10 protein-coding genes are annotated in these 12,299 nt (G+C 64.1%); 6 read left to right on the top strand and 4 right to left on the bottom strand.

Features of this window, described 5'->3' with window-relative positions; all coding sequences use genetic code 11:
* Positions 1-67 precede the first annotated feature (67 nt).
* Positions 68-823: a DUF502 domain-containing protein gene (locus P9217_RS20725; RefSeq protein ID WP_067000327.1), complete on the top strand. Its 756-nt coding sequence runs from the start codon at positions 68-70 to the stop codon at positions 821-823.
* On the opposite strand, the gene recG is transcribed toward P9217_RS20725, so the two are convergent.
* On the bottom strand, positions 775-2,883 hold the full coding sequence (gene recG, locus P9217_RS20730) for an ATP-dependent DNA helicase RecG (protein ID WP_278087433.1): 2,109 nt from the start codon (positions 2,881-2,883) through the stop codon (positions 775-777). The two genes, P9217_RS20725 and recG, sit on opposite strands and share 49 nt — an antisense overlap.
* 93 nt (positions 2,884-2,976) lie before the next feature.
* Here recG and P9217_RS20735 point away from each other — a divergent pair, with 93 nt between their 5' ends.
* The 4 genes from P9217_RS20735 (at position 2,977) to P9217_RS20750 (ending at position 9,247) form a co-directional block, all read left to right on the top strand.
* Positions 2,977-3,264, top strand: a complete 288-nt coding sequence (locus P9217_RS20735; protein WP_067328436.1) for a succinate dehydrogenase assembly factor 2 — start codon at positions 2,977-2,979, stop codon at positions 3,262-3,264.
* Between the two features lie 7 nt (positions 3,265-3,271).
* Positions 3,272-6,769, top strand: a complete 3,498-nt coding sequence (gene mfd / locus P9217_RS20740) for a transcription-repair coupling factor (protein ID WP_278087434.1) — start codon at positions 3,272-3,274, stop codon at positions 6,767-6,769.
* 212 nt (positions 6,770-6,981) lie between these two features.
* Entirely contained in the window at positions 6,982-8,355 is a 1,374-nt protein-coding gene (locus tag P9217_RS20745) for a 3-deoxy-7-phosphoheptulonate synthase class II (protein WP_067328161.1), read from the top strand.
* Positions 8,356-8,542: 187 nt separating this feature from the next.
* Positions 8,543-9,247, top strand: coding sequence for a hypothetical protein (locus P9217_RS20750; protein WP_067000338.1), 705 nt, complete (start codon positions 8,543-8,545; stop codon positions 9,245-9,247).
* Here P9217_RS20750 and P9217_RS20755 read toward each other — a convergent pair whose 3' ends face one another.
* From P9217_RS20755 to P9217_RS20765, 3 genes are all read right to left on the bottom strand, one after another.
* On the bottom strand, positions 9,248-10,015 hold the full coding sequence (locus tag P9217_RS20755; RefSeq protein WP_066998946.1) for an RES family NAD+ phosphorylase: 768 nt from the start codon (positions 10,013-10,015) through the stop codon (positions 9,248-9,250).
* Positions 9,975-10,352, bottom strand: coding sequence for an antitoxin Xre/MbcA/ParS toxin-binding domain-containing protein (locus P9217_RS20760; RefSeq protein ID WP_066998964.1), 378 nt, complete (start codon positions 10,350-10,352; stop codon positions 9,975-9,977). Before P9217_RS20760 ends, P9217_RS20755 begins: the two co-directional genes overlap by 41 nt.
* Before the next feature lie 72 nt (positions 10,353-10,424).
* Positions 10,425-11,495 carry a diguanylate cyclase gene (locus tag P9217_RS20765; RefSeq protein WP_278087436.1) on the bottom strand — a complete coding sequence of 357 codons (1,071 nt, stop codon included), beginning with the start codon at positions 11,493-11,495 and terminating at the stop codon, positions 10,425-10,427.
* A gap of 323 nt (positions 11,496-11,818) precedes the next feature.
* On the opposite strand from P9217_RS20765, the gene P9217_RS20770 reads away from it, so the two are divergent.
* Positions 11,819-12,238, top strand: coding sequence for a GFA family protein (locus P9217_RS20770; RefSeq protein WP_095779305.1), 420 nt, complete (start codon positions 11,819-11,821; stop codon positions 12,236-12,238).
* The last annotated feature ends 61 nt before the right edge of the window (positions 12,239-12,299 follow it).

The raw sequence follows: 12,299 nt of genomic DNA on the forward strand, positions 1-12,299 counted from the left end.
ACTTCGCAGTTCCAAACCGAATTGCGGTTCACTAAAGTTCAACCGCAATCTGCGCCGCGGTGATCCTATGTCCGACGCCCTGAAGACCTCTGGCATGACCCGGCTCAGGAATTACTTCCTGACGGGCTTCATCGTCTGCGCGCCGCTGGCGATCACCGCCTATATCGCCTGGTCGCTCATCGGCTGGGTCGATTCCTGGGTGAAGCCCTACATTCCCGCCCGCTACAATCCGGACACCTATCTGCCGTTTCCGGTCCCCGGCTTCGGGCTGATCGTGGCGCTGGTGCTGATCACGTTCATCGGTTTCATGACGGCCAACATCGTCGGCCGCGCAATCGTCAATTTCGGCGAGCGGCTGCTGGGCCGCATGCCGCTGGTGCGCGGTATCTACCGCTCCCTGAAGCAGATTTTCGAGACGGTGCTGTCAAACAAGGGCGACATGTTCCGCCAGGTCGGGCTGGTCGAATATCCGCGCAAGGGAGTCTGGTCGCTGGTCTTCGTCGCCAGCGAGAAGGAAACCGAGATCAACCAGAAGCTCGACCAGGAAGGCGATCCGTTGATCGCGGTGTTCATGCCCTGCACGCCGAACCCGACCACAGGCTTCCTGATGTATGTTTACAAATCCGAGATCGTGCTGCTCGACATGACGATCGAGGACGGCGCCAAGCTGATCGTTTCGGCCGGCATGGTGGCGCCGGAGGTCAAGGCCAAGCTGGTGACGCTGAACGGCGAGCCGATCGAAGGGCCGCTTGCCAATCCGGCGCTGGGCGCGGCTCAGCCGGCGCGCAGCAGCCGAACCGCCTCGTCGCGCCCGAACAGGTAGAGCAACAGCCGCAGCGCCTCGCCGCGCCCAGACTGCAATTCGGGGTCGCGCGACAGGATCAGCCTTGCGTCGTCGCGGGCGGCTTCCAGCAGGTCGGCATGGAACTCGATGCGCGCGACCTGGAAACCTGGCGTGCCGGACTGGCGGGTGCCCAGCAGTTCGCCTTCGCCGCGCAGCTTCAGATCCTCCTCGGCTATGCGGAAGCCGTCCTCCGTCTCGCGCATCACTGACAGCCGGCGCTTCGCCGTCTCACCGAGCGGATCCTTGTAGAGCAGCACGCAGGACGAGGGCTTGTCGCCGCGCCCGACCCGGCCGCGCAACTGGTGCAACTGGGCAAGGCCGAAGCGCTCGGCATGCTCGATGACGATGATCGTGGCGTCCGGCACGTCGACGCCGACCTCGATGACGGTGGTGGCGATCAATATGCGCGTTTCGCCCTGCTTGAAGGCGCGCATCGCATCGTCCTTCTCTGCCCCTTTCATGCGGCCATGGACGAGGCCGATCTGTTCGCCGAAGAGCGGCTTCAGCGAAGTGAAGCGGTCTTCCGCCGACATCAGCTTGATCTCTTCGGATTCCTCGACCAGCGGACAGATCCAGTAGATCTTCTGACCCTCGGCGACGGCGTCGACCATGCGCCCGACCAACTCGTCCAGCCGCTCCATTGGCAAAGTGACGGTGCGTATCGGCTGGCGGCCCGCCGGCTTTTCGGTGAGCTTCGAGACATCCATGTCGCCGAAGGCGGTCAGCACCAGCGTGCGCGGAATGGGCGTCGCCGTCATCACCAGCATATCGGGCGCGTCGCCTTTGGCGGTGATGGCGAGACGCTGGTGGACACCGAAGCGGTGCTGCTCGTCGACGACGGCAAGCACGAGGTCGTGGAAGGTCACCGTCTCCTGGAACAGCGCGTGCGTGCCGACGACAATGTCGATCGCACCGCTGGCGAGGCCTTCCAGTGTTTTGGCGCGTTCGCGGCCCTTCTCGCGGCCGGTAAGGACGGCGACGCTGAGGCCGGCTTTTTCCGCCAGCGGGGCGATGGTCGCCAGATGCTGCCGCGCCAGGATTTCGGTCGGCGCCATCAGCGCAGCCTGGCCGCCTGCCTCGACCGCGCGCCCCATGGCAAGCAGCGCGACCACCGTCTTGCCGGAGCCGACATCGCCCTGCAGCAGACGCAGCATGCGTTCGGGGTCGGCCAGGTCGGCGTTGATTTCGCCGAGCGCGAATTCCTGGCTGGGGGTGAGCTTGTAGGGCAGGGCAGCGCGCAGTTTCTCGACAACGCGCCCGTCGCCGACCAGCGGCCGGCCCGAAAGGCGGCGGATTCTGGCGCGCACCAGCGCCAGCGACACCTGCCCTGCCAGGAGCTCGTCATAGGCCAGGCGCCGCCAGGCCGCACCCTCGACGGCAACGTCGATCGGGTCCTTGGGATAGTGGATGCGGGTGAGCGCATCGCCGAAGGACGGAAAGGTGTGGCGGCGCATGAAGGCGTCGTCCTGCCATTCCGGCAGTTCCGGCAAGCGGCCGAGCGCCTGTCCGATGGCGCGGCGCAGCACTTTTGCGGACAGGCCGGCGGTGAGCGGATAGACGGGCTCGACCAGCGGCAGGCCCTCGGCCTCGTCGAGCGGCGCGATATGGTCGGGATGAACCATGGTCGGGCGGCCGTTGAACCATTCCATGCGGCCGGAGATTACGACGCGCTCGCCCTCAGGCAGCATCTTCTCCAGATAGGCGGCATGGGCATGGAAGAAGGTCAAGGCGATCTCGCCGGTGTCGTCATGGGCGTAGACCCGGTAGGGCACGGACCTGTTGCCGCGCGGCGGCGGCTGGTGGCGGTCGACCCGCACCTCGAGTGTTACGATCTGGCCTTCGGCCGCTAGCGCGATGCCAGGCCGATTGCGGCGGTCGATAACCGTGTCGGGCAGCACGAACAGAAGATCGGCGGCGCGCGCGGCGCGGTCGCCGAGATCGGCCGGCACGACACGTTCGATCATGGTCCCGACCTTCTGGCCGACGCCGGCGAGCGAGGTGATCGGGACGAACAGGGGATCGAGGATGGAAGGACGCATCTCGTCAGCTTATGTCGCGGAGGCCGCAGCGCAAAGGCTGACACCAATCGCTATCCACGCTATATGCGCCGCTTCGAACAGGGATGCAGCGCGATGACCGGAACACAGCGATCAAGCGAGGGACTGGACGTCCGCCGCCGCAAGCTGCTGTTCCGCTCCTGGCATCGCGGCATGCGCGAGATGGATCTCATCCTGGGATCCTTCGCCGATGCCGAGATCGGCGCCTTGACCGCCGACGAAATCGACCAATATGAAAAGCTCCTCGAAATCTCCGACACCGAATTCCTGCCGATGATCACCGGCGAGCGCCCGGTTCCGCCCGATATCGATTGCGCGGTGCTGCAGAAGATCCTGGCGTCGCGCCGGACCATGACATTTTGAAAGAAGCATGAGTCTCATTCCCTTCATTGGCCTGCCGAAGGGCCGCGCCGGCCAGTTCATCGTCGATGGCGTCGCCGACGGTTACGAAGCTTTCGCGCTGGCGCGGACGGCGCAGGAGATCGCGCCCGACAAGCCGGTGCTGTTCGTCGCGCGCGACGGCCAGCGGCTGCCGGCGATCATCGATGCGCTCGCCTTTGCCGCTCCCGGCCTGCCGGTTCTGGAACTGCCTGCCTGGGACTGCCTGCCTTACGATCGTGTCTCGCCGGGCGCGGATGCCGCCGCGCGGCGCCTCGACGCGCTCTCCGCCATCGTTGCGCTGGCGAAAAAGCCGCACCGCGCCGTTATCCTCACGACGGCCAATGCGCTCTTGCAGCGCATTCCGCCGGCCGAACTGATCGAGGCGCAGACCTTCCACGCCAAGCCCGGCAACCAGATCGACATGAACGTGCTGATCGCGCGGCTGGAGAATTCCGGTTTCGAGCGCGTGCCGACCGTGCGCGACGTCGGCGAGTTCGCGGTGCGCGGCGGCATTCTCGACCTCTTCGCGCCCGGCTGGAGCGAGGCGCTGAGGCTCGACTTCTTCGGCGACACGCTGGAATCGATCCGCGTCTTCGACGTGGCGACCCAGCGCACGACCGGCCAGCGCAAGTCGATGGCGCTGCAGGCGATGAGCGAGGTGGCGCTGACGCCGGAAACGATCAGCCGCTTCCGCCGCTCCTATATCGAAGCCTTCGGCGCGCCGTCGCGCGACGATGCGCTCTATGCAGCCGTCAGCGAAGGACGGCGCTTTGCCGGCATGGAGCACTGGCTGCCTTTCTTCTACGAGCAACTGGAGACGGTGTTCGACTATCTGCCGGACGCGCCTGTCATCTTCGATCATCTCGCGCATGAGGCGCTGGCCGAGCGCCATACGCTGATCCTCGATCACTATGAGGCGCGGCGGAAGCAGGCTGACGGCGCGCTGAAAGATGCCGTGCCCTATAAGCCGGTGGCGCCGGATCTGCTCTATCTCTCGCCGGAAAATCTCAAAGCCTCGCTCGGACCGCGCGAGGACATTGATTTCACCGTCTTCGACGCACCCGATGTCGGCGGCAAGAAGGTCTTCCATGCGGGCTCGCGGCAAGGCCGCAGCTTCGCCGAGGAGCGCGCCGACCCGAACAGCAATGTCTTCGACGTGGTGGTGAAGCATATTGCCGACGAGCGCGCCGCGCGCCGCCGCGTCATCGTCGCCGGCTGGACCGAGGGCTCGCTCGACCGCCTCGGCCAGATCCTCGCCGAGCATCATCTCGGCAACCTGAAACCGGTGGCGACTCTTTCCGAGGTCGAAAAGCTCGAGCCGGGGCAGGCCGGTCTTGCCGTGCTGCCGCTCGAATCCGGCTTCGAGACCGACGGGATGGTCGTCGTCGCCGAACAGGACATTCTAGGCGACAGGCTGATCCGCCGCTCCAAGCGCAAAAAGCGTGCCTCCGACTTCATTGCCGAAGCATCGTCGCTGTCATCCGGCGACATCGTCGTTCACGCGGACCACGGCATCGGCCGATTCATTGGTCTGCGCACCATCGAAGCGGTCGGCGCACCGCATGACTGTCTCGAAATCCACTATGCCGGCGACGACCGGCTGTTCCTGCCGGTCGAAAACATCGAGCTCCTCTCACGCTACGGATCGGATTCGGCGGAAGCGCCACTCGACAAGCTCGGCGGCGGCGCCTGGCAGGCGCGCAAAGCGCGGCTGAAGAAGCGCCTGCTCGACATGGCCGGGCAATTGATCCGCATCGCCGCCGAGCGGCAGATGCGCGCAGCACCCGCCATGATTCCGGCCGACGGCCTTTATGGCGAGTTCGCGGCGCGCTTTCCCTATGAAGAAACCGACGACCAGCAGACGGCAATCGATTCCGTCATGGACGATCTCGGCGCCGGCAAGCCGATGGATCGGCTGGTTTGCGGCGACGTCGGCTTCGGCAAGACGGAAGTGGCGCTGCGCGCCGCCTTCATCGCGGCGATGGAAGGGTTCCAGGTCGCCGTCGTGGTGCCGACGACGCTGCTGTCGCGGCAGCATTTCAAGACCTTCTCGCAACGCTTTTCCGGCCTGCCGATCCGCGTCGCGCAGGCATCGCGCCTGGTCGGCTCCAAGGAACTGGCCGAGACCAAGAAGGGCGTCGCCGACGGCACGGTCGACATCGTCGTCGGCACGCACGCGCTGCTCGGTAGCTCGATCTCCTTCAAAAATCTCGGCCTGCTGATCATCGACGAGGAGCAGCATTTCGGCGTCAAGCACAAGGAGCGGCTGAAGGAGCTCAAGAACGACGTGCATGTGCTGACACTTTCGGCGACGCCGATTCCGCGCACGCTGCAGTTGGCGCTGACCGGTGTTCGCGAGCTGTCGCTGATCGCCACCCCTCCGGTCGACCGCATGGCGGTGCGCACTTTCATCTCGCCCTTCGATCCGCTGGTCATCCGCGAGACGCTGCTGCGCGAGCGCTACCGCGGCGGCCATTCCTTCTATGTCGTGCCGCGTATCAGCGATCTTGCCGAAATCCATGATTTCCTGAGAGAATCCGTGCCGGAACTGAAAGTAGCGGTCGCCCACGGCCAGATGCCGGCCGGTGAACTCGACGACATCATGAATGCCTTCTATGACGGCCAGTACGACGTGCTTCTGTCGACGACCATCGTCGAATCCGGCCTCGACATTCCGACCGCCAACACGCTCATCATCCACCGAGCCGATATGTTCGGTCTGGCCCAACTCTATCAGTTGCGCGGCCGCGTCGGCCGCTCGAAGGTGCGAGCCTATGCGCTGTTCACGCTGCCGGCCAACCGCAAGCTCACCGATACGGCCGAGCGCAGGCTCAAGGTGCTGCAGTCGCTCGATACGCTCGGCGCTGGTTTCCAACTTGCCAGCCACGACCTCGATATCCGCGGCGCAGGCAATCTCCTCGGCGAGGAACAATCCGGCCACATCAAGGAGGTCGGTTTCGAGCTCTACCAGCAGATGCTGGAGGAAGCGGTGGCCGAAGTGAAGGATTCCGGCGAAGTGCTGGATGGCGGCTGGTCGCCGCAGATCGCGGTGGGCACCGCGGTGATGATCCCGGAGAGCTATGTGCCGGACCTGCAGCTCAGGATGGCGCTCTACCGCCGCCTTGGCGACTTGGAGACCACCGAGGAGATCGACGGCTTCGGCGCCGAGCTGATCGACCGCTTCGGGCCGCTGCCGGAAGAAGTGACGCATCTGTTGAAGATCGTCTTCATCAAGGCGCTTTGCCGCAAGGCCAATGTCGAGAAGCTCGATGCCGGCCCCAAGGGCGTCGTCATCCACTTCCGCAAGCGCGAATTCCCCAATCCGGTCGGACTGGTCAAATTCATCGGCGAGCAGGGCTCGCTGGCCAAGATCAGGGCCGACCACAGCGTCGTCTTCATGCGTGACTGGCCGAATGCCGAGAAGCGGCTGGCCGGCTCGGCTGTTGTCATGACTCAATTGGCGCGGCTGGTCGACAAAGCTGCCTGACGGCTCCAGACCGGCATCCGAGCAGTTCAAGGCATTCGCCACTGCTGAAATTCCCGGCTAGAATAGAAAATCGGCTTCGTGTAAGGAGCCGCGACCTCTGATTGGGGTGGGAATGGCGAGCGAGACCGCTCGCCAGTTTGTTTTGACGCAATTCCGGACGGAAACCGTTCACAGTTTTCCTGGAATTGCTCTGAAGAGTTTTGGGTGCAGCGATGACAAAATGGTCGCCGAATTCGTGGAGAGCAAAGCCGATCAAGCAGGTTCCGGCCTATCCGGACCTTGCGGCGCTGGAGGCCACGGAAGCCCGGCTCACCACCTATCCGCCGCTGGTGTTTGCCGGTGAAGCGCGCAAGCTGAAGAAGCAACTGGCGGCGGTCGCCGCCGGCGAGGCCTTCCTGCTCCAGGGCGGCGACTGCGCCGAGAGCTTTGCCGAGCATGGCGCCGACAACATCCGCGACTTCTTTCGCGTCTTCCTGCAGATGTCGGTGGTGCTCACCTTCGCCGGCGCGCAGCCGGTGGTGAAGGTCGGCCGCGTCGCCGGCCAGTTCGCCAAGCCGCGCTCCTCCGACAGCGAGACCAAGGCCGGCGTGACGCTGCCGAGCTATCGCGGCGACATCATCAACGGCATCGAGTTCGACGCCGCGTCGCGCATCCCGGATCCCGCAAGGCAGGAGATGGCGTATCGCCAGTCGGCGGCGACCCTCAATCTCCTGCGCGCCTTCGCGCAAGGCGGCTATGCCAGCCTGGAGAACGTGCATCGCTGGATGCTGGGCTTCGTTGCCGACAGCCCGCAGGGCGAGAAATACGAATCGCTCGCCAACCGCATCACCGAGACGATGGATTTCATGCGCGCGGTGGGCATCACGTCGGAAACCAATTTCGCGCTGCGCGAGACCGATTTCTACACCAGCCACGAGGCGCTGCTGCTCGGCTACGAGGAGGCGCTGACCCGCGTCGATTCGACTTCCGGCGATTGGTACGCGACTTCGGGCCATATGATCTGGATCGGCGACCGCACCCGCCAGCCCGACCATGCGCATGTCGAATATTGCCGCGGCATCGAGAATCCGCTCGGCCTGAAATGCGGTCCGTCGCTGACGCCGGACGGCCTGCTGGAGCTTATCGACCTGCTCAACCCCGAGAATGAGCCCGGACGGCTGACGCTCATCGCGCGGTTCGGCTCCGACAAGGTCGCCGAGCATCTGCCGAAGCTGGTGCGGGCGGTGAAGAAGGAGGGCCGCAACGTGGTGTGGTCTTCCGACCCGATGCATGGCAACACGATCGAGGCGGCCGGCTACAAGACGCGGCCGTTCGACCGTATCCTGAAGGAAGTGCAGACCTTCTTCGAGGTACACCGCGCCGAAGGCACGCATCCGGGCGGCATCCATGTCGAGATGACCGGCAAGAACGTCACCGAGTGCACCGGCGGCGCCCGGGCCATCACGGCGGAAGACCTGCAGGACCGCTATCACACCCATTGCGATCCGCGCCTCAATGCCGACCAGGCGATCGAACTGGCCTTCCTGGTCTCGGATCTGCTCAAGAAAAGCCATACGATCCAGCACAAGCAAGCCGCCAACGCCTAAGCCGCTTGCCAGCGATCGAACCGGGGCGTCGGACAAAGTCCGACGCCCTTTTCGTTTGGGCCGATCCTGCGAGGCGCCGGCCGCCGAAACCTTACGAAAATTTATAGTTACGCGACCATCGCAAGACCAAGATTGAGGTGGAGGTGTCGCCCGCGGTCGAAAACCGCGCACACGACACAGGTCCCCCATGCGCCACGAGCATGCCATCGTTCATCACCGCGCGATCGACTTCTGGTCGGCGCGGGCGGCGGTGCTTGTCGTCATCTGCCTGCAGCTTCTGGTCATCAACGACCTGTCCTTCGGTCCGCGCTGGCTCGCGCCTGCGATCGAGGCGGCGCTGCTCGTGCCTTTGTCGATCGCAACGGCCTGGACGCAAATGGCGACTCAGAAGGCCGTCGATCACGAGCATTGGTATGCGATCGGCCGGTTTCGCGTCTTCATCCGCCGTACCGCCTTGGTCATGACCGGCGTCATCAGCATCATGAATTGCGGCTCGCTGGTCTTTCTGGTCCAGAAGCTGCTGGCAGGCCATGCCGGCGCCGGCACGACGCTGCTTGTCGACGCGCTCAACATCTGGGTCACCAACGTCATCGTCTTCGCGCTGTGGTTCTGGAGCACCGACCGCGGCGGCCCGCCGACCTGCGGCCTGGTCAAGCGCGCGCATGCCGATTTCCTGTTCCCGCAGATGACGCTGTCCGATCGCGAGATCCGCGACTGGCTGCCCGGCTTTGTCGATTACGTGTTCCTGGCCTTCACCAATGCGACGGCGTTCTCGCCGACCGACACATTACCGCTCACTCAGCGCGCCAAGCTCCTGATGATGGCCGAGGCAATGATCTCGCTGCTGACGATCGCGCTGGTCGCCGCGCGTGCGGTCAACATTCTGGCTTAACTAGCGCCCGCGCTCCCAGCGCATATTCGCCAGCCTCGGATCGACAAAGCTCGTCCTTGAGAATTCCAGCCGCCTGTCTGGAAATTCGCAGATTGCCTGGACCCCGAACGAGCCGATGCGGATGCGCCAGGTATGAGGCTCCAGCGGCTTGGCCTTGGCAAAACCGCTGCACGTCAAGAGCGCGATGTTGGCGCCCTTCGGATCGCGCGCCGAGCGGTAGCGGATGGCCTGCATCCCCGCCTCGCGCGCCACGTCGGCGATGGCCTGGCAGGCGGCATAGTCAGTCGGATCCGTCCACGCCTTCTCGTCGCGGTCGAGCGGCGGCCGCGTGAGGTCGACGGCCTTCTCGCATCTGATGGCCGCGGCAAAGGCGGTATATTCGGCCGCGTCGTTCGGCCATTGCGTTTGCGGCGATTCCGCAAAGAACAGCAAGCGGTAGAAGGCCATTTCCGCCACTGCCGTCAGCACCGTCTCGGCGGCGTAGTAGACGCCCTTGGTCTTGCCGGCGCGGCGGAAGCGCGAGCCGTACGGATAAATCGAGCCGTAGCGGAAGGGCGTCGCCAGAAGATAGTGAAGATGGCGGCATTCCAGCGGGATCCGCGGCTTGCTTTCCTCGATGAGGTCTTCGAGCAGGCCCTGCTCGTCGAGCCTGTCGACGAGCTTCAGGGTCGAGACGCGATGCTGCGCCTCGACCATCCGCCAATATTTGCCTTCGAGCCTGACGGCCTCAGACGAGAGCGCGTCGGGAATCCAGGTAGGCAATGACATCGACAAGTCCGGCAATGGTCAGGATTTTTTCGAGCGGCGTGCCGTCGAGCGCCGTGTTCGGGTTCTTCAGCCATGCCCGGGCGACCGTCTCGTCGCCGCCGACGATGGCGTCGAGCGAGCGGAACAGCCGCACGAACAGCACCGCAAGCTCGAACGGCTTGGTGCCGCGCTCGAGCAGGAACTCCTGCTTGCGCATGCGCGAGACCGTCGCCTCAGAGACGCCGATGACCAGAGCAAGCGTTCGCGCCGTGATCTCGAGCAGGTCGGCCGCGCGCAGCGTGGCCTTGGTGATGACGGCATTTTCTGCCGCCGTCGCGGCAGCGACTGGACGTGGCATGAGCGCACCCTTTCATTTCCGTGGAAAATATAGTCCACAGAAATTCATTTGGAAAGGGTGTCCAATGTGCCCTCAGTCCTTCTTGTAGAGCAGCCAGCCCTTGCCGGCACGGCCGGCCATTGTGGAATGCCTGGTGACGCGGTTGCGGCCGCCGATCTTGGAGCGGTAGAGCGCGCGGTCGGCCTTGGTGTAGAGGTCTTCGGGGGTGTCGGCCTCGGAAGCCATGCAAATGCCCATCGAGACAGTCACCGTGCCATAGTTCATCCCGGTCTGGGTGCTTGTGAACGGCGTCTGTTCGATCAGCACGCGGATGCGCTCGGCGATTTCATAGGTGGTGTCCTCGCTGGCGCCTTCGACGATCAGCGCGAACTCCTCGCCGCCGGTGCGCGCCACGAACATGTCGGCGCGGATGCTGGACTGGAAGATGTCGGCGATGATCTGGATGATCCTGTCGCCGACCGGATGGCCGTAACGGTCGTTGATATCCTTGAAGCGATCGATGTCGGCAAGGATGAGCGCGTTGAAGAGGATACCGCGGTTGCTGTTGTAGATGCGCGTGATTTCCTTGTCGAAGGCGCGGCGATTCCAGATCTGCGTCAGCGGATCGGTATTGGCGAGCCGCTTGTATTCCTCCAACTTCGATTTGACGCTCTCGAGCTCGGCCGTCTTTTCGCTGAGCGTGCTCGCGATCTGGCGGTTGTGATCCAGCGTCGAGCTGGTGGCGGCAGACATCGCGCCGGCGATCTTTTGCAGCAGATCCTGGGAAAGCAGGCTGCGATTGCTCAGGCCGCTCGACGTCTCGTCGAGGATGCGGCCGTACTTTTCGATATGGCTGCGCTCGCTGCGCAGCAGCGCGGCGACGTCCTCAAGCTCCTTGGCGACCACCTCGCGGGCGTGTTCGACGATCGCAGGCCCGTGGTGCTGCGGGAAGAAGGTGCGTCCGATGCGATCGAGATCCTCTTGCGTCGGGCGGTTGCTCAACGAGACGACAGCGAGGCTGAGCTCGTGATTGCTGCCGCTCAGCGCTTCATAGAAGATTTCGTAGTTGCGCGGCAGGCCGAGCAGGCCGAGCTGGCGCATGGTCGCCACAACGGTGCTGGCGATGTCGCCATTTCTGTCGCTCGGGACGGCTGCCGGCTGCATAGTCTGTTCACTACCCCCTTCAGTGCGCGACCGGAGACCTGCCACCGCCGGGAGCCGCCAATGCGGGGATCGAATCAGAATTGCGATGCTAGGCCGCGTCCCCAACACGACCATCGCCTGCAGGAACCATAAATGCAGCTGCGCTAAAGTTTCCTTAATGGCGGGCGTTTCCAGACCGTTTTTGCTGCTTCAGGTTGCACTGCAGTGCAGGCGCAGCTTTTGAAACGCGCCGCTTCGGTGTCGCATTTGCCTGCGCCGGAAGAGCGCAAAACTGGAATCTTGTGTGGCGCGATCGAGGCGTATGGCGTTGAAGGAGGCCGGGGATGGGCGAAAATCACACGGGATCGTGCCTGTGCGGAGCGGTGCGCTTCACGACGAGAGGAGCGTTGCGCGGGGTGGTCTATTGCCACTGCTCGCAGTGCCGCAAGCAAACAGGCCATTTCGTTGCAGCGACTTCTTCGAGGGACGCCGACATCGACATCGAGGGGGCCGACGCGCTTGCTTGGTACGGCGCGTCCGACATAGCGAAACGCGGTTTTTGCCGCAGCTGCGGCTCGGTGCTGTTCTGGAAGCACAACGAGCTCGACACGATCTCCATCATGGCCGGCTCGTTCGACAAGCCGACCGGGCTTTCGGCCGAAAGCCACATCTTCGTCGGCGACAAGGGCGACTATTATGCAATCGACGACGGCCTGCCGCAGTTCGACAAGTCGACGCCGTCGATAAAGGTCGCGGTCGAGTGACTTTTGGGCCGCCTGCCTTATTCCCTTGATCCGGCTGTTGCGATATCCCCTCACGGTGATT

The organism is Mesorhizobium sp. WSM4989, from assembly GCF_029625795.1.
Lineage (GTDB): Bacteria > Pseudomonadota > Alphaproteobacteria > Rhizobiales > Rhizobiaceae > Mesorhizobium.

Excerpts from the sequence above, each read along its gene's own strand:
- P9217_RS20735 (WP_067328436.1), top strand. The coding sequence starts at position 2,977 with ATGACCGGAACACAGCGATCAAGCGAGGGACTGGACGTCCGCCGCCGC.
- P9217_RS20770 (WP_095779305.1), top strand. The coding sequence starts at position 11,819 with ATGGGCGAAAATCACACGGGATCGTGCCTGTGCGGAGCGGTGCGCTTC.
- P9217_RS20755 (WP_066998946.1), bottom strand. The coding sequence starts at position 10,015 with ATGTCATTGCCTACCTGGATTCCCGACGCGCTCTCGTCTGAGGCCGTC.
- mfd (WP_278087434.1), top strand. The coding sequence starts at position 3,272 with ATGAGTCTCATTCCCTTCATTGGCCTGCCGAAGGGCCGCGCCGGCCAG.
- P9217_RS20725 (WP_067000327.1), top strand. The coding sequence starts at position 68 with ATGTCCGACGCCCTGAAGACCTCTGGCATGACCCGGCTCAGGAATTAC.
- P9217_RS20750 (WP_067000338.1), top strand. The coding sequence starts at position 8,543 with ATGCGCCACGAGCATGCCATCGTTCATCACCGCGCGATCGACTTCTGG.
- P9217_RS20765 (WP_278087436.1), bottom strand. The coding sequence starts at position 11,495 with ATGCAGCCGGCAGCCGTCCCGAGCGACAGAAATGGCGACATCGCCAGC.
- P9217_RS20745 (WP_067328161.1), top strand. The coding sequence starts at position 6,982 with ATGACAAAATGGTCGCCGAATTCGTGGAGAGCAAAGCCGATCAAGCAG.
- recG (WP_278087433.1), bottom strand. The coding sequence starts at position 2,883 with ATGCGTCCTTCCATCCTCGATCCCCTGTTCGTCCCGATCACCTCGCTC.
- P9217_RS20760 (WP_066998964.1), bottom strand. The coding sequence starts at position 10,352 with ATGCCACGTCCAGTCGCTGCCGCGACGGCGGCAGAAAATGCCGTCATC.